16 protein-coding genes are annotated in these 25,052 nt (G+C 39.8%); 9 read left to right on the top strand and 7 right to left on the bottom strand.

The window, feature by feature from the left end; all coding sequences use genetic code 11:
• Positions 1 to 2: 2 nt before the first annotated feature.
• The 5 genes from PQO03_RS19960 to PQO03_RS19940 all read left to right on the top strand — a co-directional run bounded on the left by PQO03_RS19960 (position 3) and on the right by PQO03_RS19940 (position 6,731).
• A complete protein-coding gene (locus tag PQO03_RS19960) occupies positions 3 to 986 on the top strand; it encodes an adenosine kinase (protein WP_274152878.1) in 984 nt (327 codons plus the stop codon).
• 61 nt (positions 987 to 1,047) lie between these two features.
• Positions 1,048 to 2,475, top strand: coding sequence for an adenosylhomocysteinase (ahcY, locus tag PQO03_RS19955; RefSeq protein ID WP_274152876.1), 1,428 nt, complete (start codon positions 1,048 to 1,050; stop codon positions 2,473 to 2,475).
• A gap of 146 nt (positions 2,476 to 2,621) precedes the next feature.
• Positions 2,622 to 3,179, top strand: coding sequence for a cytochrome c nitrite reductase small subunit (gene nrfH / locus PQO03_RS19950; RefSeq protein ID WP_274152875.1), 558 nt, complete (start codon positions 2,622 to 2,624; stop codon positions 3,177 to 3,179).
• 8 nt (positions 3,180 to 3,187) lie between these two features.
• Entirely contained in the window at positions 3,188 to 4,669 is a 1,482-nt protein-coding gene (nrfA, locus tag PQO03_RS19945) for an ammonia-forming cytochrome c nitrite reductase (protein WP_274152873.1), read from the top strand.
• 418 nt (positions 4,670 to 5,087) lie between these two features.
• A complete protein-coding gene (locus PQO03_RS19940; protein ID WP_274152872.1) occupies positions 5,088 to 6,731 on the top strand; it encodes an ATP-binding protein in 1,644 nt (547 codons plus the stop codon).
• A gap of 338 nt (positions 6,732 to 7,069) precedes the next feature.
• Here PQO03_RS19940 and PQO03_RS19935 read toward each other — a convergent pair whose 3' ends face one another.
• The 4 genes from PQO03_RS19935 to PQO03_RS19920 form a co-directional block, all read right to left on the bottom strand.
• The gene (locus PQO03_RS19935) at positions 7,070 to 9,940 is read right to left on the bottom strand and encodes a protein kinase family protein (protein WP_274152870.1); all 2,871 of its coding nucleotides are present in this window, start codon (positions 9,938 to 9,940) and stop codon (positions 7,070 to 7,072) included.
• Entirely contained in the window at positions 9,937 to 10,557 is a 621-nt protein-coding gene (locus tag PQO03_RS19930; protein WP_274152868.1) for a serine/threonine-protein kinase, read from the bottom strand. Before PQO03_RS19930 ends, PQO03_RS19935 begins: the two co-directional genes overlap by 4 nt.
• Before the next feature lie 143 nt (positions 10,558 to 10,700).
• Complete coding sequence (locus PQO03_RS19925) at positions 10,701 to 13,850, bottom strand: serine/threonine protein kinase (RefSeq protein ID WP_274152866.1); 3,150 nt, start codon at positions 13,848 to 13,850, stop codon at positions 10,701 to 10,703.
• A gap of 95 nt (positions 13,851 to 13,945) precedes the next feature.
• A complete protein-coding gene (locus tag PQO03_RS19920; protein ID WP_274152864.1) occupies positions 13,946 to 14,395 on the bottom strand; it encodes a hypothetical protein in 450 nt (149 codons plus the stop codon).
• 315 nt (positions 14,396 to 14,710) lie between these two features.
• On the opposite strand from PQO03_RS19920, the gene PQO03_RS19915 reads away from it, so the two are divergent.
• From PQO03_RS19915 to PQO03_RS19900, 4 genes are read left to right on the top strand one after another with little or no spacing between them, the layout of a single operon-like run.
• Positions 14,711 to 15,013, top strand: a complete 303-nt coding sequence (locus PQO03_RS19915) for an FtsB family cell division protein (RefSeq protein ID WP_274152863.1) — start codon at positions 14,711 to 14,713, stop codon at positions 15,011 to 15,013.
• A gap of 1 nt (position 15,014) precedes the next feature.
• Positions 15,015 to 16,139: a radical SAM family heme chaperone HemW gene (gene hemW / locus PQO03_RS19910; protein WP_274152860.1), complete on the top strand. Its 1,125-nt coding sequence runs from the start codon at positions 15,015 to 15,017 to the stop codon at positions 16,137 to 16,139.
• Positions 16,139 to 18,469: a serine/threonine protein kinase gene (locus PQO03_RS19905; RefSeq protein ID WP_274152859.1), complete on the top strand. Its 2,331-nt coding sequence runs from the start codon at positions 16,139 to 16,141 to the stop codon at positions 18,467 to 18,469. The genes hemW and PQO03_RS19905 overlap by 1 nt, the downstream gene beginning before the upstream one ends.
• Positions 18,435 to 20,399: an alpha-1,4-glucan--maltose-1-phosphate maltosyltransferase gene (locus tag PQO03_RS19900; protein ID WP_274152857.1), complete on the top strand. Its 1,965-nt coding sequence runs from the start codon at positions 18,435 to 18,437 to the stop codon at positions 20,397 to 20,399. Before PQO03_RS19905 ends, PQO03_RS19900 begins: the two co-directional genes overlap by 35 nt.
• A gap of 67 nt (positions 20,400 to 20,466) precedes the next feature.
• On the opposite strand, the gene pheT is transcribed toward PQO03_RS19900, so the two are convergent.
• The 3 genes from pheT to PQO03_RS19885 form a co-directional block, all read right to left on the bottom strand.
• Positions 20,467 to 22,893 (bottom strand): phenylalanine--tRNA ligase subunit beta, encoded by a 2,427-nt coding sequence (gene pheT, locus PQO03_RS19895; protein ID WP_274152855.1) that lies wholly within the window; start codon positions 22,891 to 22,893, stop codon positions 20,467 to 20,469.
• 12 nt (positions 22,894 to 22,905) lie between these two features.
• Entirely contained in the window at positions 22,906 to 23,928 is a 1,023-nt protein-coding gene (gene pheS / locus PQO03_RS19890; RefSeq protein WP_274152853.1) for a phenylalanine--tRNA ligase subunit alpha, read from the bottom strand.
• A 200-nt stretch (positions 23,929 to 24,128) separates the two neighbouring features.
• Positions 24,129 to 24,830, bottom strand: a complete 702-nt coding sequence (locus PQO03_RS19885; RefSeq protein ID WP_274152852.1) for a prepilin-type N-terminal cleavage/methylation domain-containing protein — start codon at positions 24,828 to 24,830, stop codon at positions 24,129 to 24,131.
• Positions 24,831 to 25,052: the final 222 nt, after the last annotated feature.

Raw genomic sequence — 25,052 nt, 5'->3', positions numbered from 1 at the left:
TCATGTCTAAAAAAATCATGGGCGTTGGTTCGCCTCTCGTTGATATTTTGGCACGTGTTTCACATGAGCACGTAGATAATATTGAAGGTGATAAAGGCGGTATGTGCATGGTTGAGTTTGATCAGCTTCAAAACTTGCTGGCCAATGTACCGGAACAGGAGCTCGCTACGGGCGGTTCGGCTTCGAATACGATTGTTGGTTTATTAAACCTAGGTGTATCAGGTGCTTTTCTCGGAAAAATTGGTAGCGATGAACGCGGGCAATATTTCTTAGATTCCTTTGTTAAGGCAGGAGGTTCGGATCACGCATTCAAGCGTTGTCCAGAAACTCCTACAGGAACATGTCTCAGTCTTGTGACTCCAGATGCAGAGAGAACTATGCGTCCTTATCTCGGAGCGGCGGCGGGTCTTCTCGTTGAAGAAGTTACGGCAGAAGATTTTAAAGGGCAAGACCACGTGCATTTAGAGGGTTATTTGCTCTTCAATCGCGATTTAGCTCTCAAAACTTTCAAAGCAGCAAAAGAAGCAGGTTGTACCGTGAGTGTTGATTTGGCTTCTTTTGAAGTGGTAAACGCTAATCAAGACGTGCTTCCAGAGCTTCTCGAGAATTATGTTGATATGGTTTTTGCTAACGAAGAAGAGGCGAAAGCATTTTGCGGTAGTGATGATCCCCATGCGGCAATCGAGAGCTTGGCAAAACATTGTTCAATTGTCGCCGTAAAGCTCGGTGCGGATGGTGCTTGGGTACAACGCGATGGCGAAAAAGTCTTCGTTGGTGCTCACAAAGTTGAAGCTATAGATACGACTGGCGCAGGCGATCTTTGGGCAAGTGGCTTCCTCTATGGCTTAGCGCATGACTTGAGTCTTGAAGAAAGTACTAAGTTGGCCCACAAAATTGGTTCGGAAGTTGTGCAGGTTATGGGTGCAGTCATTCCTGAAGCAGGATGGGACCGCATCAATCAAACATTAGTAGATTTAAAGAAATAATATCAAATGAGGCTTTCATTAGTGAAGGTCACAAATTTTTTAATAAAACAAGGTAAATAATATGTCAAATGAAGATTATAAAGTAGCGGATATCTCGCTCGCAGAATTCGGTCGTAAAGAACTTGATATCGCTGAGCACGAGATGCCAGGTCTTATGGCTACACGTGAGAAGTATGGTAAAGAACAACCTCTAGCTGGTCTTAAGATCATGGGTTCACTCCACATGACAATTCAGACTGCAGTACTTATTGAAACACTTACTTCACTTGGTGCAGATGTTCGTTGGTGTTCATGTAACATTTTCTCAACTCAGGATCACGCAGCTGCGGCAATTGCAGTCACTGGCGTGCCTGTTTTTGCTTGGAAAGGCGAAACTTTAGAAGAATACTGGGACTGTACTTTCAAAGCATTGACTTGGAATGATGGTTCTGGTCCTGATCAGATCGTTGATGACGGTGGAGATGCAACAATGCTTATTCACCTTGGTGTAAGAGCGGAAAGTGGTGATACTGACTTCCTTGAAGGTCCTGCCAGTAGCGAAGAAGAGCAAGTTGTGTTCGACCTTATCAAGCGTGTACTTGTTTCACATCCTGGTCACTGGACAAAGATTGCTCCAAAAATCGTTGGTGTTTCAGAAGAAACAACTACGGGCGTTCACCGTCTTATTCAGATGGAAGAAAAAGGGGAGCTTCTTTTCCAAGCGATCAACGTAAATGATTCAGTAACGAAATCTAAATTCGATAACGTGTATGGCTGCCGTCACTCACTTTGTGATGGTATCAAACGCGCAATGGATGTTCTCATCTCAGGTAAAGTTGCCATGGTTTGTGGTTTCGGTGATGTTGGTAAAGGTTCTGCTGAATCACTCGTAAACGAACGCGCACGTGTTCTTGTTTCTGAAGTTGATCCAATCTGTGCTCTCCAGGCTTGTATGACTGGTTACCAAGTAACAACAGTAGAAGACGCGCTTCCAGTTGCAGATATCTACGTTACGACTACGGGTAACAAAGACATTATCACGGCTAAGCATATGAGCCAAATGAAAGATCAAGCGATCGTTTGTAATATAGGTCACTTTGATAACGAAATTCAGATTGCCGAACTCGAAGCAATGCCTGGCGTTACTAAAACATCTATCAAGACTGATGATATTCCAGGTGGTCCAGTAGATCGTTATACTTTCCCTAATGGCAATAGCATCTACCTCTTGGCAGCTGGCCGTTTAATCAACCTCGGTTGCGCTACGGGTCACCCAAGTTTCGTGATGTCTAACAGCTTCACAAATCAAACGATTGCTCAAATTGATATCGCTAAAAATGCTGACCGTAAAGTTGGTGTTTTCCGCCTTAGCAAAGAGCTGGACGAAGAAGTAGCACGACTTCACCTCGGCAAGCTCGGAGCTAAGCTCACGACACTCAGCCAGGAACAAGCTGACTACATCAGTGTTCCAGTTGATGGTCCTTACAAGCCTGAGCATTACCGCTACTAAATAAGTAGAAGCTTTTAAAAGATCCTGAAAGTGATTTCAGGATCTTTTTTTTTGTATTTATTTAATAATTAATAAATGAAAGTTATTATCTTAATAATTGAGTGGGTATATTAAAGCAGTGTTAATAATTAGTATGGATATTATAGGTGAGTATACTTAGGAAATTAATTCCGCCCAAAGGGTGGAAATTACCAGCAGCAATTGTAGCTGGCGTACTTGTGGGCTTGCTGATTGATTTGTTTTACGTATCTAATGCGGCTTCATATCTATCTGACGACCCTGCCACGTGTATGAATTGTCATGTAATGGGACCACAGCACGCGAGTTGGCGTAATAGTTCTCATAGAGAAGTGGCTGTGTGTAATGATTGTCACGTTCCTCATGATAGTGTATTAAATAAATATTTATTTAAAGCTAAGGATGGTATGCGCCATGCGACCTTATTTACCCTCCGGGGAAAGAAGCAGCACCAAACCGTTCAAATGTTAGAGGCGGGACAGAAAGTCGTACAGCAAAATTGCTTAAGATGTCATGCGACTCATTTAGGTGAGACTCATGTGGTATCACCTGAAGGAACAGATCGCTATTGCTGGGATTGCCATCGTCAAGTACCGCACGGTGATGTGCGTAGTTTATCGGCTAATCATAAAGCTAATACCTCTTTAATGAAAACAGAAATTGCCGATTGGCTTAAAAAGAAATAGGAGAAAATATGAGTAATGAAGGAAGCGAAAAGGGGTTTAATCCCTGGATTGTTTTTGTGCTAACAGCAGTTCTTGTTGTTATTGCAGGCCTATTGTTCTCAAATATTAATGAACGCAAGGTAGAAGCTGTGCGCATGAATATGGTGGGGGCAGATGTGATGCCTTATGAACCTAGAAGTGAGAAATGGGCAAAAAACTATCCTAAGCAATATGAGGGTTGGAAAGCCACTATGAAGGGCGATGTTAAAACTAAACACAATGGTAGTGATCAAGTTGATATGCTTGCTGAAAACCCTGCGTTTGTGATTCTTTGGGCCGGCTATGGCTTCTCTAAAGATTATAACTCACCTCGTGGACATATGCATGCGGTAGAAGATATTCAGGATACCTTGAGAACAGGTGCGCCAATGAAAGAAGGTGACGGACCGATGCCAGCAACTTGTTGGGCCTGTAAAAGCCCAGATGTTCCTCGTGTGATGAATGTGACCGGAGCCAAAGAGTTTTATAAAGGTAAGTGGCATGATAAAGGTCACGAGATAGCTAATCCTATTGGCTGTGCTGACTGTCATGATGAAAAGACGATGAAGCTAACAATTACTCGTCCTGCTTTAGTTGAAGCCTTTGAACGTCAAGGTAGAGATATCGAGGATGCAACACATCAAGAAATGCGTTCACTTGTGTGTGCTCAGTGTCACGTTGAATACTATTTTGCGAAAGATGGTAACTATTTGACTTTTCCTTGGGATAATGGTTTTTCTGTAGAAGATATGGAAAAGTATTATGATGAAATTAATTTTCATGACTGGATACACCCTCTCTCAAAAGCGCCGATGTTGAAGGCTCAGCATCCTGGCTATGAAGTACACATGATGGGTATTCACGGTCAACGTGGAGTTTCCTGTGCTGATTGTCACATGCCTTATACGACTGAAGGTGGAGTTAAGTTTTCTGACCACCAAATTCGTAGTCCTTTGGCTAATGTACAAAATACTTGCCAAGTTTGTCACCGCGAGAGCGAGAGTGAATTCTACCAAAATGTATATGAACGTCAGGATAAAATTCTTGAGAATCGTCAGCAGTTAGAAGGTCTATTAGTGAAAGCGCATATTGAAGCCGCCTTTGCATGGAAAAAAGGAGCTAAAGAAGTTGATATGAAGCCGATTTTACAAGATATTCGTCATGCCCAATGGCGTTGGGATTTTGTAGCGGCGAGTCATGGCGGAAGTTTTCATGCACCTATTGAAATGGGTCGAGTTGTTTCCACAGGTATATTAAAAGCGGCAGATGCTCGTTTGAAATTAGTCCGTGTACTCAATGCATTAGGTCATACAGATGAAGTGCCAATGCCAGATGTATCCACCAAGGCTAAAGCCCAAGCATACTTAGGCTATGATATGAAAAAAATGAATGCAGAGAAAGAAGTATTCAAAGAAAAAGTTTTACCCGTCTGGAAGAAGAAAACTGAAGAACGTGAAAGTCAGTATAAATAATCATACTTAAGATCTATTCGAAAGCCCTCCTTTGTGAGGGCTTTTTTTGTTTGCCCAGCAAAGCTGGAAAACCCCTCGGCTGAAAGAGGCGAATATCACCCCGATCAAGGGGAAGTCAATCCGAATCGCAAGATGTGCTCCGACATTCTATGCAGCGACTTTAAGCTCTATTTGACATGATAACTGGCAGCGCTTCTCCAAATTGAATCCGATGGTACTTATGAGTGTTTCTGGGCAAGCGAGGAAGCCTCGATTAAGCTCGGCCAAAGAATTATAAAAAGCCTGCCCCTTAATTATTCTTATAAGTCTTTGCCGCTGAACAGCAATTCATTTATTAGGAATCCTAAGGTAGACGAGTATATTATTACTGTAATTATTTGATTTGTAATCCTTTAGTAGTAGAGATTAAAAAACCTTGATGAATTTTTTTGATATCAGTCGCTTCCCAGCGCGCTGGAATTGTGGTACTTGGCCTGAGTATCTTGGTTGGATGCACATTATTAGTGATGTGCTTACGGCCCTCGCTTATTTTGCCATTCCTACCCTGATTATTATCTTCATTCGCAAGCGTAAAGAATGGAAGTGCCCCGCACTCTTATACCTTTTTATAATAGCAATGTTTTGTGCATGCGGATTGACGCATCTGATCGAGGCTATCATTTTCTGGTACCCCATCTATCCTCTGGGAGGGGTGATGAAGGTCATTACAGCAATTGTTTCTATTATTGCCGTTATTGTCATATTCAAGTTTGTACCAAAAGCTTTGGAAATTCCGGCGATAGTAGATGCCAACAGGATACTGGAGGTGAAAGTCAGGGAGCGCACAGATCAGCTGGAAGCCCAAAGCGCCGAACTGCGGCGCTCCAACCTAAAGTTGCAGCAACAGACTGAAAAAGCCAACTATGCGAATCGATCCAAGAGTGAGTTTCTGGCTAATATGAGTCATGAAATTCGTACGCCGATGAATGCTATCCTAGGGTTTTCTGAGCTCATGGAAAGGATGGACCTTGATGATAAATCACAACAGTTCGTCAAACGTATTCGCAGCAGCGGAAAATCTTTGTTGAACTTGATTAATGAGATCTTGGACCTTGCTAAAGTGGAGGCGGGCAAGCTTAAAATACATTGCACGCCGGCGGAACCACGGGTACTTCTTGAAGAAATCCGTTGTCTGTTTGAGCAGAAAATTATCGAGTATGGTGTGGCGTTTAAGCTTGAGATCGATGAGCATGTACCAAAACTTTTAATGTACGATGAAGGTCGCCTGCGTCAGGTCTTGGTTAATATCTTAAGTAATGCGACAAAGTTCACCTCCGAGGGCTACATTCATCTAGATATAAAGTCATCTACTCCTCAAGATGACCCGCAAGAAAATCGAGTTGACTTAACGATCACAGTAGAAGATAGTGGAATTGGAATTGCACAGGACCAAGTGGATGATATTTTTGAGGCCTTTGGACAGGCTCATGGACAAGGTGTCACGGAGTATGGTGGTACGGGTCTAGGCTTGTCTATTTCCAAGAGTCTGATGGAAATGATGGGAGGTAGAATCAAAGTCGAGAGTGAACTTGGCAAAGGGAGCATTTTTCAACTTGAGTTGTTCGGAGTAGAAATTGTGACAATCGATGATCGTGAAATTGAGGCAGTACGACTTGAGCCTGATACCGTGAACTTTGCACCGGCCAAAATCCTCATTGTCGATGATATGGACTTTAATCGCGAATTGTTGCGCAGTTTTTTAGAGCCTTATCACTTTGAGTTTTATGAGGCACACGATGGTTTCGAGGCTGTTGAGCAGGCTAAAATACAGCGCCCAGACTTGATATTCATGGATATGATAATGCCGAAAATGAATGGCTATGAGGCTACCGGCATTATTAGAAATGATCAAGAATTGGCGAATATTCCAATTATAGCCCTGACCGCCTCGGCATTAAAAGCTGAAGAGATCGTCTTGAGAGAGCTGTGTAGTGGTTACCTGTGTAAACCACTTGACCTGTCAAGACTACTAAACGAAATGATAAAATTTCTTGATCATGAAATACTTGACTTGTCTCAGTAAGCCTCAAGTGCGCTAGTAGCAGCCGTTCTTGCTGAGACACTGGGCCCACAAACCAGGTAGTGTCCCAGTTCTTCTGTGAATGTCCAAATCTTTTTCAGTAATTAGCGTTTATTGCTAATAAACTAAAAGAATGGCAGAGTGGTGTTGACCCAAATAAGCTAGTGGAACTCACGCCGTTTTGCGAACGGGCAGTTCAGACTATGAGCCAAACTTTTAAGGTAGAGTAAATGAATGGCGTAACGACTCATTTTTACAGAACTCTTTTGAATTATTAATGACAAGCTTTTCCAAGGACTAGTGGCTAGTCTAAATTGAATCGTACGAGAATAGATAAAGCTTTACCTGATATCGTCGCGTAGCTGTAAGGAATCGCTAAAGGTAGCACCAATAGATTTGCCATCACTTGCGGCATTGAAGCCAGGAGAGAAATCTTTTATACGATAATCATGTTTCTTTATATCTTTAAAGTCTACGTTTGCTTTCAAGGATTTTTTTACGTCATCTAGAGCGTCATCTAGCTCTTCTAAGGAGTAGCTTGGAGCGTTTTTTAGGAGCGCTAAGGGACCAATGCCAGATAGTAAGCAGTTTTTGATTTTTATGGAAGCTTTGCTTTGAGAGGAGGCAAAGATAGCTTTTTTCTCACTGTATAAAATCGAATCGGTAATGATAGCTTTATGGAGATTAGAAATAAGATTGGATCCAGCTTTTTCTTTGGCACATATAGTGGAAGTAATGATTTGTGTTTTTTGAGCAGAGGAATTTGAATTGATGTACCTTAAAAAGCTATTTTGAATCAATATGTTGGATGTTTTTCCGAGCAGTTTTATGCCGCCGTTACTGGTAAAGCAATTTTTGATTACTATTGCCTTTGAGTCGTTTTTAATATTTATATCACCCTCTTCAAAATATAAATTACTTACGTGTAAATCACTGCCTTGAATGATGAGTGAATTGAGCAACTTAATACCCTGTGTACCAATCAATTTAGATTTTTTAGCTTGGAAGATAATACTTTCTTCGTATGTCCCCGGTAACAAGCGTAGAGTGCTATTACTGGGGAAAATGAAGGAGTCAACGTGAGGGTACTTATTTTGGATGTTGGGGCCGATGAAAATATCATTATTGTAATCTGACTTAATAATTAACTTAAGTTGAGTAAGAGCGCTAAGTATAGGACTGCCTACGTCGTTGATATAAGTAGTGTCTTTAAAATCTTTTTTAATATTAGAAAGTAATAGATGTAGAACTATTGCGTCATTTTCTGGGAGTGAATTAGCGGTGATCTCGTCCCCAGGGATTAGATTGAAGATATTAAAGATAGCCATTGTCTTTTCTTCGGCGAGCAGGTCAACTTTGTTGTTTAGAAGGCTTTGTAGATCTTTAGATAGTGGTCCTGAGTAATTATTAATCGACTGGAGTGCAATGACCTCATTTTCGTTAAATAAGCAATACATAAACCTTGCAAAGTGGCTTTCGTTGTCAGTCGGGAGTTTAATATGCTGAATTAGAGTTTGGAAATCAAAAGCATTTAAGTCAACACTTTGTTTTAAACTTCTTCCTTGGAAATGGCTGGTGATCTGAATGCTTTTTTCATCTAAATCACAGCTGACTATTTTAGCAGTTAAAGTGTTGTTGTTGTTGATGCTTAGCGTGAATTGCTCGTCTTCAGAGAGTGCGAAGTTATTGAGGATATTGTCCTGGATCTTTTCAAGATTAATCAAAGTTCTTATTTCTTTTAGTTCAGCAATGTCTGGGCTAGTAGAGAGCGCCAACAAATATTCATCGATAAGATCGGTGTCTAGTTTAAAAATAGCTGATGCCAATAGTTCTTTTTGTCCAGTGATTTCATGCTCTTTGAGTTGTTCTACATCTTGTATAGCAGTGTTAAGATTGGCGATTAATGCTTTGCGTGGTTCTAGGCTTTCTATAGAAAGAGGCCCGTTATAATCTTTATATATACCGATTGCATCGGAGTATTTTTCTTGGAATACGAGAGTGTTGACTTCGCTTTTTAATTCTATGAGGATGCGTCTGATGCGATTAGTTTTAGCGTCATTTATTTCATTAGAGATGAAATTTATTGTGTTGGTTTGACCGTCTTTGGCATTATCTTGATCATTTTTAAATTGCGTATCTATACTTGTGAAATCTGGTTCAGCTTCCTTAAGCGCATCTAAATACCAATTGCGATCAAGTGTGATTTTTTCTTTCATAATGATCTTTTTCTCATCCTCTACCACTTGAGAATCAAGACTTTCCTTATCGCTGACGATAGCTGAATCAAGGCTTTCCTTATCGCTGACTACTGCCGAATCAAGGCTTTCCTTATCGCTGACTACTGCCGAATCAAGACTTTTATTTTCAGTAGTCAGTTGAGTGTTGGCTAGCTTGTTGTTTGATGCTAGAGGGTTCTCATCATCTGAGGACCTGGTGACGATAAATAGTACGCCTGAAAGGATAACAAGAAAAAGTGTAGTGAGGCATATTATGATAGGAGCGGAGCTGGGTTTTTTCTTGGGGACATGTCGTTGTTTTTTCTTGTGAAGAGGGCGTGCAGAGTCATGATTGTGTTTTCTTTGTGCCGTGTTTTTCTTAGAGACGCTAGGAGGGGTTGCATGCTTTTTACTGGAGCTTGGATTCGAAGCTACCGTTCTCTTTTTATTTATTCTTTTGTTGCTGCTCAATTTTTTATGAGCGTCTTTTGAGATGCCTAAATCAATTGAAGTTTTAATTCTATCCTGTATGGCTTCGACACTCAATGGTTTTGTATTATAAACAGATGAAGAGGATGAAGAGTGCTTAGATAGAAAAGGAGCTACGCGATTTAAAAAATCTTTTTTTTCATAGATTTCACTTTTTTGACCAGTCATTTGAGTCGTATGTGAGTGATTCGCATTTTGGTAGAAATTTTCGATCATTTTCAGTACTTGCCGATATGAATGCATTCGTTGAATGGGCATACGTTTCGACATATTTTTGAATAGAAATAAAAAGTCTTCACTTAATTCTACTTCTACGCGTTTAGGCAGGACAAGTTCTTTGGGATCAAATCCACCAGAGGCATTACTGTGTGGAGTTATACCTGTGATTAAATAGTAAAGCAGCATACCTAAGCTATAAACATCACTTGCCTCATTGGGGAATTTGTCACTGTAGGTGATTTCAGGGCCTATATAGTAGATATCAAAGATCTGCATCTGGGATTTCACGAAACGTTGATCCTGTAAGAGGTGGGGGCTAAGCCGAAGTCATTGTATAGTAGGCGGCCTTGATCGTCAATAAATATATTTCTAGGTGTTAAACTAAAATGACCACTTTTGGTTGCTATGTAAGCTTCGTCCAGTGATAATAAAAGCTCATAGATTAGATCTAATGCTTGTATAGGCTCCCATATATAGCCACACTCGATTAATTTCTCTAAGCTTTCAATTTTGGCGAATGGCATAAGCTGATAGATGAAATCATTATCAATTCCAGTTTCATATATAGGGAGTTGGCATTTACCGCCATAGGGGCTGAAAGATTCAGCAGTTTCAATAAAAGCCTCAGGTTGTTGTAGAGAAAATGTTAAGGTCTTATCAAAAACTCGTAAGAGTTTGATTTTTTCAGATTTCTCATCTAGAGCGGCAAAGTATCCACTGAAGCCATCATCACTTACTTTATATAAACTTTTATATCGGCCATTAATTTTCTCTCCGATATTCATACGGCCTCTGCGCAATTTAATAGTGTCATGGCAATGGGGGCATTGTAAACTTTCTACAGAAGCAGCAGCGTCTATATCTATCTTTTGGGAGCAATTTAAACAGGTTAGAGAAAAATTCATAATAATCTTTTTATTTGAATGTGTGTTATAATAAAAAATATAAAACACTAAATCTGTTAAAACTTGTTTAATTAGCTTAAGTATGTGAAAATTCTGGATTTTTTAGCTGATTTGACTCCTCAATTACTATGAAATTGAATAATTTAGAGCTGTAGGAGCTGTTTTTCATTCATCTGAACGCCAATGGATTGAGTTTTGTGCCCTTTTAAATAACCGGGTGATTTGCTACTTAAACGCAAGTCTCCTTTTACTTCATTTATGAAGATGGCTTTTTTGTATATGCAGAAATTTAAGTCAGAAAAAAGAGGACCTAAGTCATCTAAGTTTATATAAGTTTGGAAGGGGCTTTTCGTTAGGTGGTAGTCAGTAGAAAATAAACAATAACGAAACCTGATATCATTAGTCCTTTTTAAATTTGAAAAAATGGGAGGACCGTAAGAACTGAAAATACAGTTTAAAAATTGTGTTCGTTTAGGAGATCCAGATAATACCGTTGAATGACTCTCACTCGGAAGTAATAAAGAGTTTTGAATGCTCAGTTTTGTTGCGGTGTCGGCAGTTATTAAGCCCTTAATGATACAATTATTAATGCTTATTTGTTGAGACTTATTAAAAATCTGTATATAGCCATTTTTCAAGTCACAATTGGAGATGTTAATTGATTTTAAATTTTCATTGATAATAAGGTTCCCCTTGGTCATAGTAAGGTTATCCAATGAGCAAGAAGATGAGTTAACAACAATATCGGATAGGATTTTAACTCCTGTACAGCCGATAATCACGGTGTTTGCGTGATCGATAATAATGGGAGCAGTATAAATTCCAGGAAGTAGTCGGATGATTTTGTTTGGGCTTTTAAGGCTGATTGATAGGCGCGGTAATTGGAATTGATTATCAGGGCCAACAATAAGAGTGTTAGGGTGATTTTCTCTTTGAATAGACTTTAGTTGAGCCATGTAGGAGTCCATTAGTTTCTGATTTTCGATAGTGAAATCGGAAAATGAGTATTGGCTTTTGATTTGCTGGATGAGAGCAAGTAAGGCGAAAGAGTTATTGGATGTTATAGTTAGGGGGTTGATTTTGGAGCCCAGTTTTTGATGGAAGTGTAGAAGGGTTATTTCTAGAGTTGACTCTGCTTCTGAATTCAAGTATTTCTGGACAAGGGGTTTTAAAGATTTAGCAAGAGCGCCATTATAAGGTTTTAAGTAGCGATAGGCCTCCGTGAAATCGTTGCTTTGAATGAGGAACATAAACCTTAAAAAAGTTTCACTATCTTTATCATTTCTGTTAAGCCAAGTGACTAAGTATCGAGGATCTAAATCTGTGTAAGGAATTTGCAGATTGATATTGGCACCCTTGATATAGGATTTCACAGAGATGGTGCCTTGTTTTAAATTATAGGAATTAAGTTCTGCGTCTATTAATTGTCCTTCGTAGTTGATAGCGATTATGGGTTCATCAGAGCTAAGTATTTTGATAAAAATACTTTTGAATAGTTGTTCATGGCTCGAGTCTTTTATGAGCTCCATAAGCGTGTCTAGCTTGGTGTTAATGTTTTCTGTTTTCAGGTCAAGCAGAGTCATTTTAGCAGCGCTAAGGTCAGCATTGATAAGTTGTAGGGCTAAGAGCTGAAATTCCTCGTTGATTGGAGGAGGAATTGCGGCAAGTGTTTTTAAGTCTTGTAAAGCAGTGACAGGAGGGGTGAGCTTGTCTACCAGTAATAATGTTTTTTCCGTATCAAGATTTCTGGTGCTTAGGTCAGTGGCTATTTTTTTATTTATTTGTGTAAAGTTTGGCTCTGATTTATCAAGTTCTGTATCGTACCACGATGTTTCAATATGTCTTTGTTTATCATTTTTTTTGATTGGTTGAGGATGGCTCTCTGAAATTGCAGTGTTGTTTACTTTTGTATTATTACGTTCGAGGGTCGTGAGGTCCTCGCTAGGGATGTCGTCGTTTGATTTTGCACTAAGAACGCTATAGCTAATAAGGCATAAAATCAGGGTGAGTAGACAAAGTGCGAGAGCGATGCCAAATACTAAAATGTTGTTGGTTTTTTTCTGATGGGGAACTCTCGTGGAGCTTTGGAGTAATTTCGAGTTGCTTCTTTGTACTAGGCGGCGGTTATTATTTTGACGAGGCTGATGAATTTTGGTTTTGAATTCTCTAGGGAGGCGAACTTCTGTAGAAATTCTTTGTCGAATGACTTCGGAGTTATAGTTTTGCTTACTTTTGAGTTTAAGAGATTTTGGTTTTTTCTGAAGGATAGGCATTATATGCTGTATAAAATGCTGACTTTGAAATAATTGAGTTTTTTCCCCTTCCATTTGTTTGAGTTGAGTATGGCCACAAGAGTTATAATATTGCTTGAAGGCATCTAATGCTTGTTTATACGATTGGTAGCGATGATTCCGATCGTGATGGGTCATAGTTGTAAAAATAGTCATGAAGTCTTCGTCGAAATCCGCAAGTATATTTTCAGGGAAAGAAAGGTCTTGATAGACGATTTCACTTTTGTCTTCAGCATCCCCAAAAGGTGTCAGTCCGCTGAGCATATAGTATAAGCACAAGCCCAGGGAATAGAGGTCACTGCTCTGGTTTGGGTAATGAAGTCCCATGCTAAGTTCAGGAGCCGTGTAATAAATATCAAATATATTAAATGGAGATGAGATGAACTTAGTGTCTTGTAGTAGTTGAGGAGCTAATGTGAAGCCGATGAATTTTACTTCGCCATCATTAGTAATAAAGATATTATGAGGGTTGAGATTGAAGTGGCCACTACCGGTTATGGTGTAGGCCTTCTCTAAAGATTCTAAGATGTTGTAGCATAAGTCCAGTGCTTGAAGTGGGCTCCATAAATAGGCGTTGTCAATGATTTGTTCCAGCGATTCAAGTTTAATGTATGGCATTATTTGATAAAGATATTCTTCAAAATAAGCAGATGAAATTATGGGGAGATGGCTTGATCCGACATGTACGGCCGCTGCTTCCATAATGTTTTTTAATTCATCTGGAGAGCTGACTGAGGTATATAAAGTTTTGTCAAAGACGCGAATTAAACACATTTGTTTTTCATCGCTATCATAGCCGATAAATAATTTACTATAGCCATCATCGTTTATTTCATAAAGAGTCGAAATGTGTGAATTGAGTTCAACATTCTCTCCCATACTATTAGGGCGCAGAGGTATTTCCTGTTGACAATTAAGACAAGGGTAGTGTTCGATTGAATTAGATAGATCTAATTCAATTTGAGATAAACAGTTTTTGCATGTTACAGTAAAGTTCGCCAAGGGGGTGTTTCCTACAATTGTTGCTTCTAAAGTATGATCCGGGAGAAATGAACCGAAATATTTTAGAGTTAAAATTGTATTAATTTATCAGAGTATCACTTCAGTATAGATGAGGCTTTGTGGAAGACCGTTGTGCACGCTTGTATGAAAATACCGAGATTCCCAAAAGAGGACGTAAAAAAAACAAAGATACCAAAGACAATAAACGAATTGATAAAAGCTAATAGGGTGGCGGAGAAAAAGTGGCCGGGCTTGTCGAAGTCACTTTGTTTAGTTTTAATAATCAAACGAGCATTCATATATATATGATGAGCAAAAGAACTGCCAATTAAGAAAGTGAATAAGATGGTGGCCTGATCTTGGTGTTTGAGTAAAGGAAGCAGGAAATAGAGTGGTAGTAGTACGACCGTAAGTGTGGGGAAAAAGTAGGGTGCTAACATAATAAAAGTATTGGGCTTTTCGACTTCTACGGATCCTGACTTGAATCCGAAACTGAATTTCCCCGTTTTTTTACAACAAATTTTAGCCGCTAACCAATGCGCCATTTCATGACCAAAAACATAAACAACTTCGAACCGGCATAGAAATTTGAAGGTAATCAATCCAGCAATAAATCCAGCAAGAAACCAAGCTGAGGAAGATGATAAGCTATGCGCCTTAACGAGTAAAAATATGGAGAAAAAATTTAAACCAGTAGCGATTATAAGGAGAGGCGAAAGGAGGAGGTTTTTCAAAAAAGTATAAAACATTAGATTTTTTTTATAAAATTACGTAAGCCGTAAGGTTTTGGGGGTTGTTAATAGATAGTTGCTTATTATAATATAGTATATTTATAATATCGTCAATAGAATTGGGGCTTTGTGGAATTTGCAAAACTTACAGGTGTTTTTTTATTTCTACTCATCGTGGTGAGTGGGACTTACATCATGGTGCCTAAGTATATTAAATATAACCGTGCACAAACTGACTTAGAGAAGACCGAGAGAGAAGTTATGTATCTTGAGTCTGATGTGCAAAGTCATCGTGAATCACTTCACGATTTGACAGTGAAGCCTTCTGCAGTAGAACGAGTTGCCAGAGAGAAGTTTGGCTTGTGTAGGAAGGGTGAACGAGTAATCATTTTTAAAGACGAAGACCTATATCGCGAGCAACTAGCTAGATAATATGTCTTCATTAGTTGAGTTTGACTCACTTTACGTTCATGTGCCCTTCTGCAAAAATATATGCGATTATTGCATCCTGTATTCCGTAGTAGAGAACTCGAGAGAGGTGCGAAAAGCCTATTTGGATAAACTCGAGAGTGATCTTAATCAAGCCTCAAAACAGTTAAATTCGCTCAAGACAATATTTGTTGGTGGCGGAACTCCTAGTGCATTATCGTTTGAAGATTTAGAGAGGCTGATAAAATTATTGCAGGGTTTATCCCCTCAAGATGAGTTCACAATCGAATGTAATCCTTCATCTGTCGATCAAGCTAAACTAGAGATGATGTACAGTAAGGGCGTAACTCGCTTGAGCTTTGGCGGACAATCTACTTCACGTAAGACAAGAAAGATGCTGGGTAGAAGGACAGGTGATATGGAGTTGTTCAGCGCTATTGATCTGGCTCAAAAGGTAGGTTTTACGCGTATTAATGTAGATTTGATCTATGGCGTACCTGGACAGACTTTGGCGGATTGGCAGTTTGACGTAGAGCAAGTACTGAAACGTGGAATACGTCATTTTTCTGCATATAGTTTGATTTTGGAAGAGGGTTCAGAATTGTCAAAAAGAATTCATGAAACCGATGATGACTTAGCGGTGGAGATGTATCATCTTTGTGAAGATTTACTGAAGGAAGCGGGCTTAGAGCGTTATGAAGTTTCCAATTATGCGGTTCCGGGACAGGAATGTCGACATAATTTAGATATATGGCTAGGGGCGAGATACCTCGGTTTAGGTCCTGCGGCGGCTTCATTTGATGGAGTATTGCGTTGGACAGAAAAGGCCGATTTGAAAGCATGGATAAAGGGTGAACAAGCTGAATATGACCAAATCCCTCAAAAAGAGCGTTCCGCAGAGGTCTTAGCTTTTGGATTCCGTACAAAATTGGGTTGGAAAAAAGAGCGATTGCATTCATTATACGGTATTGATGTTTTAATTGAGTATAAAGAGATATTGGATACACTAATGACTCAAGGATTATTAGAAGAGACAAAAAGTTCTATAAGAGCGACGCAGCAAGGTTTACTTTTTGCGGATGAAATTGCGTCTGTGCTTGTGGAATATGCACAAGGAATTAGTGAATAATGAAATTCCAGTGCGTTCTATGTAAGTCGACTTATCAAGCTGAGAGTTTAGAGCTTGGTACTAGTAAAAATTGTCCGACATGCTCAAAAAAAATTGTTGTTCCTAGAAAAATTTATGATCCAGGAAGGGTGATAGGCCAAGACTTTTCTATTGAAAAAGTTGTTGGTGTAGGTGGAATGGGAACAGTGTTTTTGGCTAGGCAAATCAGTCTAGACCGCCCTATTGCTTTAAAAGTTTTATTGCGAAGGTATTCGGCAGATAATAAATTCCGCCAAGAATTTTTGCGTGAAGCGCAATCGGTAGCTTCAATGATTCACGGAAACCTTGTGCAAGTTTTTGCATTTGGGGTGGATGAGAGTGATCTCTATCTTGCGATGGAGTATGTAGAAGGCGACACCCTAGGTCATCGTTTAGAGAAAAACGGAAAACTAGATGTCAGTGAAGCCTTAGGTATAATACAACAAGTGACGGAAGGCTTGCATTATGCTTGGGAAAAAGATTCTTTAATTCACCGTGATATTAAGCCCGACAACATTATGATTACCGCTGACGGTTGGGTGAAGCTGACGGATATGGGTTTAGCTCGTCAGCAAAGAGATTTACAGGATGTACAAGAAGTATCTGGGACACCAGCATACATGAATCCAGAGCAATTTTTAAAAGATCCGATGGATTGTCGAGCTGATATTTATAGCTTGGGAGTTGTTTTGTATCACTCCGTTACAGGTGTTTTACCCTTCGATTCAGAAAACGTCAGTGAATTGGCTCGTCAACATATTCAAGATCCGGTTGTGTTTAATAATCGGCGCGTAGATTTACCGCTGGATGTGCGTAAGCTCATTACTAAAATGATGGAGAAGTCACCTGAAAAAAGGTTTCTTGATCATGAAGCTTTAATTAAAGAAATTGTTCGAGTCCGAAAAAGCTTAAGCAAGGACCCGAGCATGGTTCCTGGGATTCACACCATCTCCTTTAATCGAAAAGATATTGGAGATCTACAGCTTGGTGGGAAAAAGAAAGAAACCAATTCACTCGACTCTCTACCTCGTAAAAAAATCCGCAGCTTAAGTGCAAATGATGATTATCATGACGCGGAAGCTTTTATTATGAGTGAAGGTCAAAACTCGACCTCAAATATATTTTGGACTAATTTAATCGCCATTACAGCTGTGACGGCAGCCCTAATGGTTTCTATTTTTTCGAGTCCATCAAAAAAAGTATATGAAGTTGAAGCTGAAAATTTACTCGACCGTATTCAACAGGGAAGTTTACAGATAGCGAGGACAAGGCTTGAATTAGAAAAGGCCTTGCAAGGACTACCTGAAGAAGGAAATGCAAGAGAAATGTCTCTGAAAGCAAAGCTTCTCTCCGTTTTAAATGAAGTGGGTCAACAGGAGCAAAAAGCTCTCCAAGCTAAGCTCGACAAGAGTTCAGAAAAACTTAATCATATTGTACGTGAAAAAGCCATATTAATTAATGAAGTGAGGCAAGAAAAAAGAGCCTTGCGAACTAAAGAAGATTTATATACGCATGTTCTTAGTGATATTAATAAATCAAAAGAAATTCTTACTCAAGAGACCATCACTGAAGAGCAAGTGGATGAAGTTCCGCAGCTTCTTTTTAACGATGCGATCATGTTGGAAAAGTTATGGACTGAAACTAAAACAAAAATATTAATGAGTAGTTTTAAAGAAGTTTATTACTGGAAGCCACGCTTAGCTTTATCCTTGATTTCAGCGCAAAAAAGCAATCTTTTTGGTGTGTATTTAAGTGAAGTGGAAGATTTAGAAAAGCTTATTGGCAAAGCGCAGGAGTATCAACTCAAATTTGCTCAAGGTTTGAGCTTACTTGAAGGACAAGATTTATTGTTACCTGGAGGCGACTTGGAAGATATATCCATAAGTGTGTATAATACTGATGAGGGTAGTGTAGAACTTGAAGATAGCTTTGGTAAAACGTATAAAATCCCCCAATTGCCAATGATTCAGCAGAAGTACCTGTATCAAACAATTTATCCAATTAAAGATGATGATAAACTCTATGCCGCCTATGCTTTGTGTGCTTTACAATTTTCAGAAGCCATAGAGAATGATGCGGATCCTGATATGCTTGCGGTGGTTTTTAATCATTATGTTTTTAATCGCTATAATGTGATTAATAATTACTTAAAAAATAATCTTCAAAGCCGAGCGCGTGAAAGCGGGATGAAGCTTCTACAGGTCACAGAACTTTTTCCAAGTGAACTAAATAATATTCAACAAAAATTAGATACAATTTTAGGAGATGGGTGGAAGTATGATTCAACAGCTACTAAAGACGGATTGCAATAGCCATTACGTTTATATCCAGAATGTAAAACCCGCAGTCGATGGCGGTTTATATCCCGTTAAACGCAGGCAGGGAGATGACTTAGAAGTTAGTGCTGAGATTTTACAACAGGGACATGATGGCTTATCAGCAGAACTTAATTTTAAGCATAAAAGCGAAAAGCGTTGGCAGACTATTACGATGGACTGTGAAAATGCGGGTTTAGATTTATATACAGCGAAATTCAAAGCTGAAAAAGTCGGCCTTTATGAGTTTAAAATTTTTGCTTACGCAGATTTTTATCATAACTGGGCACATGGCGTGGAAAAAAAATTCCAGGCTGGCGAAGAAATCAGTTCTGAGCTGATCGAGGGTGTTGGCTTACTCAAAGAGTGTCAATCACGTGCGAATAAAACCATCGCAAAGAATATGGAAGCCATTATCAAAGAGCTAGAAGCTAGCAAAGATATGGCACAGAAATTTTATAGAATGATGGAAGCTGAATTGAAAGATTTGGCGGCCTCACTTCCGGATAGAAAGTCATTTAACACTGCTACAAGTGGTGTTTATTCGGTTCGATGTGATCGTCGACGCGCAGAATTTGCCTCTTGGTATGAAGTTTTTCCTCGTTCATGTTCTGGAAAAGAAGGTGTGCACGGAACGTTTGCTGATGTAGAAAAAATGCTGCCTTATATTGATGACCTTGGTTTTGATGTACTCTATTTTGCACCCATTCATCCCATAGGATTTTCGAAGCGCAAAGGGAAGAATAACTCTCTTGAAGCACAAAAAGGAGAGCCTGGTAGTCCTTATGCAATTGGATCCGAAGCAGGGGGGCACTTTGCGGTTCACCCTGAGCTTGGAACGATGGATGATTTTGATCATTTAGTGAAAGCTTGCGCTAAAAAAGATATTGAAATTGCCTTGGATTTTGCACTCAATTGTTCGCCAGATCACCCGTATTTAAAAGATCATCCCGATTGGTTCTACCGTCGCCCGGACGGATCCATCAAATATGCAGAGAATCCACCTAAGAAGTACGAAGATATTTATCCTTTAAATTTTGAGTGCGAAGATCGCAAAAATTTATGGGCCGAGATAAGAGATATCTTTTTATTTTGGGCCAGTCATGGAGTAAAAACCTTCCGAGTGGATAATCCCCATACAAAACCTATTAGCTTTTGGAATTGGTGTATTGCCGAGGTTCATGAGAAATATAATGATGTTATCTTTTTATCTGAAGCCTTCACTCGTCCGCGTTTAATGGAACTCTTAGCTAAGAATGGATTTACCCAATCTTATGGGTATTTTACTTGGAGAGAAAGTAAAGAAGAATTGACGGAATACTTCAAGTATCTACACAATTCGGATGCGGTTGATTACATGACCTGTAACGTTTTTACGACAACGCCAGATATTTTGCCGAAGCATTTACAGAATGCCTCCGCACAGATGTTTAGAATACGTCATGCTTTAGCTGTCACCTTATCTCCTGTTTACGGGATGTATACAGGCTATGAATTATGCGAAAATATTCCTGTGGGTCCACGTGATGAATTAATGGACTCGGAGAAGTATGAACTTAAAGTGAGGGACTACGAGGATGCGGGAAGTATTGCGCCATTTGTAAAGAAACTCAATATGATTCGCCGTGAAAATCCAGCGCTTCAGATTCAAAATAATCTTCAATTTTGTAATGTGAATAATGAGAAGTTAATCGCTTATCTCAAACGTGTTGAGGATAATACTTTGCTTATCGTAGTAAGCCTTGACCCATTGCATAGTCAGGGTGGAATGGTTCATCTCCCCCTACATGAATTAGGATTTAATAACGATCACCAATACAAAATGCATGACTTAATTACGGATCAAGTTTATGATTGGTCTGGCGTGGAGAACTTTGTAGAGATCTCAGATAGAGCCGCTCCAATACATATCTTCAGAGTATTCTAAGAAAAGAATTTAGTTTTTCTAAAGAGTATAAAAAAGGCCGGATAAACATCCGGCCTTTTTAGTGATTCTATTTCAGGTCATCAGGGAGATTTGGGATCTCGTATTTCCCTTTGAGAATTGCGGCGACTACATTTCTTTGTAGTTGATGAATTTCATCATGGACAAGGGTGTGATCCTTGGCCGCAAAGTGCATGCGAAAGGAAACGGTTTTGTCTTCGTCTCGTTCGTAGACAGAGAATACTTCTAAGTCGACTAAGCTCTTTCCTCCGCCTTTGCGGATAAGTCCTTGGATATCACCAGCAAGCGCCTTTTTAGGTGCTTGGACAGTGATATCGAAAGGAACAGCAGGGAACTTAGAGATCTGCTCATACTTAAGTTTACGTTTGCTCTTAGCTAATTCATCAAAATTGATGCAGAAGAGGTAGGCATTGGACTTAATTTTATTTTGTTCAGCAACGGCAGGATGAAGTTTAAAGATTTCAGCTAAAACCACACGTCCACGGCGGAACTGACAAGAAATACCTGGATGAACCCATTCTGGCGCGTCTTTGTATTCACTGAGCTGCCAAGTATTGATACCTGCGACTTTGAGTAGATTTGAAACAGTAGATTTAAGTTCATAAAAAGCTTCTGTTTGCAAGTTTTTCTTACCTGCAGGAGCGGGAACTAAAGCACCACAGAATTGGACTCGCTCGGTGGGTAAAAGTTCTTTAATCATTTGACTCGTATCGTAAATCCGGTTGAAATCATAAAGCTTAACTGAGTTGTAGTGCTTTAGATTTTCGGAGATGGCCTTAATGATTTTTGGCATATTGTGAGGCTTCATATACGTGGCATCTTCACTCACTGGATTGATCAGCTTCATTAAGCCTTCTGAACTCAAGCCAAAAGCTTTTAACTCATCTTTACCACACCATGGGTAAGTCATGATTTCGCTAAAACCGTAGCCATTGGAAAGAATGTCTTTGAAGCGACGTTCTAAAATACGAGCTTGGTTGGCTTGTGGAACTTTATCCTCTGTATTCAGAGTTTCTGGAGTGATGTTATCAAAACCATAGAGACGACCAATTTCTTCAACAATATCTTCTTGAATGGCGATGTCTTTAGTGTTTCTCCACGATGGGATAGCGAGCTTCAGGTTGCCTTCAATAGCAAAGCCTAGGCGCGCTAAGCGACTGGTGATAAAATCGGCGCCAACAGCACAACCAAGTGCCTTTTCGATAAATTCGATACTGGTATCAATTGATTTATCTGGGTAGGCTTGAGTGAAGAGGTCACCCATGCCACCAACAAGCTCAGCTTGAGGACAAAGCTCTTTGATGAGCTGCCAAATTCTAGCGAGTGCAAGAGGTGTGTTTTCAGGGTCGAGTGATTTTTCAAAACGACTAGAAGAGTCGGTGCGAATACCATGACGAGTAGCGGAGCGTCTCACAGCAGAGGCATTAAAAGAGGCACACTCAATAAGGATTTCATTTGAATTCTCATCAATAGAACTTGAGTCACCACCGATAACTCCGGCGAGAGCTTCAGCTTGGCCACCAATTGAGATGACCATGTCTTCTTCGCTTAAAGTATAGTCATTCTCATCAAGAGCTTTGAAGGATTCACCACTTTGCGCATTGCGCACAAGTATATCTGTAGCTTTACATTTATTCACATCAAAGGCATGCATCGGTTGACCGAGTTCAAGTAATAGCAGGTTTGTCAGGTCAACAATGTTGTTGATTGGATTGATTCCTGATTTACTTAAACGATCTTGCAAGCATTGAGGAGAATCTTCAACTTTAACATTTTTAATTCTTAAAGAAGAATAACGACGACAGTCATCGCTATCAATAGCAATCGAGAAACCATTATCAGCAAGGTCAATTTTTTGTCCTGGATAGGGTTTTAGGTCGAGATCAAACATTGCACTAAATTCACGAGCAAAACCATAATGGCCCCAAAGGTCAGGGCGGTGAGTTAATGACTTGTTGTCGATTTCGAAAACAATATCTTCCATGCCCGCGTATTGAGCTAGAGTATTGAGGTAAGTTCCCGCGGCAATGGACTCATCCATTTCGAGAATACCTTCTGCGCTATCAGCAAGGCCAAGTTCGGCTTCTGAACAAAGCATGCCAGTACTTTCAAAACCACGAATTTTCGCTTTTTTGATCTCGAGTATAGTAGGCTTGCCTTCTTTATCTGTGATAGGGAGTTTAGCCCCTAAGTCAGCAAAAGGAACAGTAATACCTGGGCGGCAATTGCTAGCGCCGCAAACAATAGTGCGTTCCTCTGATCCGGTGTTAATAGTAGCCAGTTGTAGGCGATCGGCTTCGGGATGTGGAGCACAAGAGAGTACTTTCACCGCTTTGACTTGAGCTAAGGCAGCACCGATTTCTTCGACTTCTTCAACTTCGGCAACTGAGAGCGAAATAAAGTCGCCTAAGGCTTGAGCCTTGCGATCGAGTTTGTAATCAACGAATTCTTTAATCCAGTTTAGTGAGATTTTCATTATTGATTGTCCTTATTTAAACTGAGTTGAGAAACGAAGGTCACCGCTGTGCAGGTGGCGAATATCTTCAATTTTATGGCGCATCATGACGAGGCGATCGAGGCCGAGGCCAAAAGCAAATCCAGTGAATTTTTCGGTATCAATACCACCAGCTTTAAGTACATTCGGATGTACCATGCCGCATGGCATGAGCTCTAGCCAGCCAGTTTGTTTACAAACGGAACAACCTTTGCCATTACAAATTTGGCAAGCAATATCTAATTCAAAGCCAGGCTCAACAAAGGGGAAGAATCCAGGGCGTAAGCGTATTTGAGTATCTTTTTGAAAGATTTCTGAAAGAAGAGTTTTCATTGTGTGAATCAAGTTCGCCACAGAAATATCTTCATCGACAACCATACCTTCTAGTTGGTGAAAGGCCGATTCGTGAGAGGCGTCACATCTTTCGACGCGAAATACTTTACCAGGACCGATAATTTTGAAAGGTGGTTCAATGCGTTCCATTGCACGTGCCTGAATGGCGGAAGTATGAGTACGAAGAATAGCACCATTCTCAAAGTAAAAAGTATCCTGCATATCACGAGCAGGGTGATCTTTTGGGATATTGAGTGCTTCAAAATTATAGAAATCTAATTCACAATGAGGGCCATCTTGTACAGTGAAACCAAGGCCAGTGAAGATATCTTCAATTTCATACTGCATTTGTGAAACGGGATGAATTGAGCCAATGGGTTGACTCTCTTGATCTAAGGAAAGGTCGACCCATTCACTCGCAACTTTTTCATCAATTTGTGCGCGAATGATTCCCTTACGACGGTTTTCCATGGCTTCTTGCATGGCATTCTTAGCTTTGTTCGCGGCTTGGCCGACTTCGATTTTTTCTTCGGGATTCATGTTACGAAGGTTTTTGAGTATGCCTGTAAGAGGTCCTTTCTTACCCATGTAGGCTGCTTTGATTTGCTCAAGGGCCTGGAGGTCGCCTTCTGCTTTCACTTTGTCAGTGAATTCAGCGACAATTTTGTTGATATCATCGATCATTAAATTTGCTCAGATTAATTATTTTTATAAACGCGCAAATATAATGCGCTCTCCGCAAATAACTATTTATGAGCAGGGGAAACTGGATAGATGGTCTTGCTTAAAAAGAGGCTTTGAGGGAGTGTGATGCAATTCTTTTTTAAGATGTGAATGCTAAATGGCGTTTGGAACAAATAAGTTGAATCAGGAATTATGATAATTTACTCATAATCATAAATGTTTTTTCCCTGCATCTGCAACATTCTTTTCCCCTCAACATGACCATCGACCATAAGCATATTAGCGCTTTTATCTCCATTATGTCTAAAGCGAATTCCTAAAACGCCACTTTGATCGTCATAGGGAGCTAGATAATCTCCGGCATCGTAAAGATTCCAATTTTTCCCATGAAGATATTCGGGTTCAGGTCCACGAATAAAGGGAAAAGCTTCAATGCCACCTGCAAAACCAGCATAGGCATCAGCAATAATGATGGCATCGCTTGGATAGGTGACATTAGATATTTTGATTCTAAACTCAGAGGCGCCAAAATTTGTATGTTTTAACATTTCGTTGTTAGAGGCATAAGTTAGGAATTTTGAACCTTTTGCCGCAGCCTCTGAAGGGCAGGTACGGATTCTATAACGACCTTTACCGTCTGTGGAATCTCCTTGTATGTAAGATTCCATGACCTGATACCAATACTTACGAGATGTTGAAAAAGAAGCTGGAAGATGCGAGTCCCAGTCATCCGTATACAGATAAGTGGCCATGCCCCATTGTTTACTTTGATTTTTACATGAGGCATCTCGTGCCGCCTCTCTCGCTTTACTAAGTACAGGAACGAGTAGGGATAGCAGGATGCCAATTATGGCAATGACAACTAAAAGTTCAATCAGTGTGAATTTTTTTAAGTTTGTCATCATGCTTCCTTTTTTGTTATATTATAATACTAGTATAGTACTAACTTTAATGGATAGCAAGTTCACCTTTCGTAAAAAACACATAAGTCACTGATAGGCATGTTTATGGTACAGAGATTATAAGTATAATGAGAGACCAGTGATTAGCTCTTTTAGGCATATAAAACCATGAAATGTGTGACTTATGTAGATGGCTTGAGGGATCTTAGTGAGATGGGGTGA

This window comes from Lentisphaera profundi (assembly GCF_028728065.1).
Lineage (GTDB): Bacteria > Verrucomicrobiota > Lentisphaeria > Lentisphaerales > Lentisphaeraceae > Lentisphaera > Lentisphaera profundi.
This window is presented reverse-complemented; position numbering and strand designations above follow the sequence as displayed.

What these genes read in the sequence shown, in the direction of transcription:
- PQO03_RS19920 (WP_274152864.1), bottom strand. Translation starts at nt 14,395, where the DNA reads ATGGCGCATTGGTTAGCGGCTAAAATTTGTTGTAAAAAAACGGGGAAA.
- hemW (WP_274152860.1), top strand. Translation starts at nt 15,015, where the DNA reads ATGTCTTCATTAGTTGAGTTTGACTCACTTTACGTTCATGTGCCCTTC.
- PQO03_RS19940 (WP_274152872.1), top strand. Translation starts at nt 5,088, where the DNA reads ATGAATTTTTTTGATATCAGTCGCTTCCCAGCGCGCTGGAATTGTGGT.
- PQO03_RS19900 (WP_274152857.1), top strand. Translation starts at nt 18,435, where the DNA reads ATGATTCAACAGCTACTAAAGACGGATTGCAATAGCCATTACGTTTAT.
- PQO03_RS19930 (WP_274152868.1), bottom strand. Translation starts at nt 10,557, where the DNA reads ATGAATTTTTCTCTAACCTGTTTAAATTGCTCCCAAAAGATAGATATA.
- nrfA (WP_274152873.1), top strand. Translation starts at nt 3,188, where the DNA reads ATGAGTAATGAAGGAAGCGAAAAGGGGTTTAATCCCTGGATTGTTTTT.
- ahcY (WP_274152876.1), top strand. Translation starts at nt 1,048, where the DNA reads ATGTCAAATGAAGATTATAAAGTAGCGGATATCTCGCTCGCAGAATTC.
- PQO03_RS19885 (WP_274152852.1), bottom strand. Translation starts at nt 24,830, where the DNA reads ATGACAAACTTAAAAAAATTCACACTGATTGAACTTTTAGTTGTCATT.
- PQO03_RS19960 (WP_274152878.1), top strand. Translation starts at nt 3, where the DNA reads ATGTCTAAAAAAATCATGGGCGTTGGTTCGCCTCTCGTTGATATTTTG.
- pheT (WP_274152855.1), bottom strand. Translation starts at nt 22,893, where the DNA reads ATGAAAATCTCACTAAACTGGATTAAAGAATTCGTTGATTACAAACTC.
- pheS (WP_274152853.1), bottom strand. Translation starts at nt 23,928, where the DNA reads ATGATCGATGATATCAACAAAATTGTCGCTGAATTCACTGACAAAGTG.
- PQO03_RS19905 (WP_274152859.1), top strand. Translation starts at nt 16,139, where the DNA reads ATGAAATTCCAGTGCGTTCTATGTAAGTCGACTTATCAAGCTGAGAGT.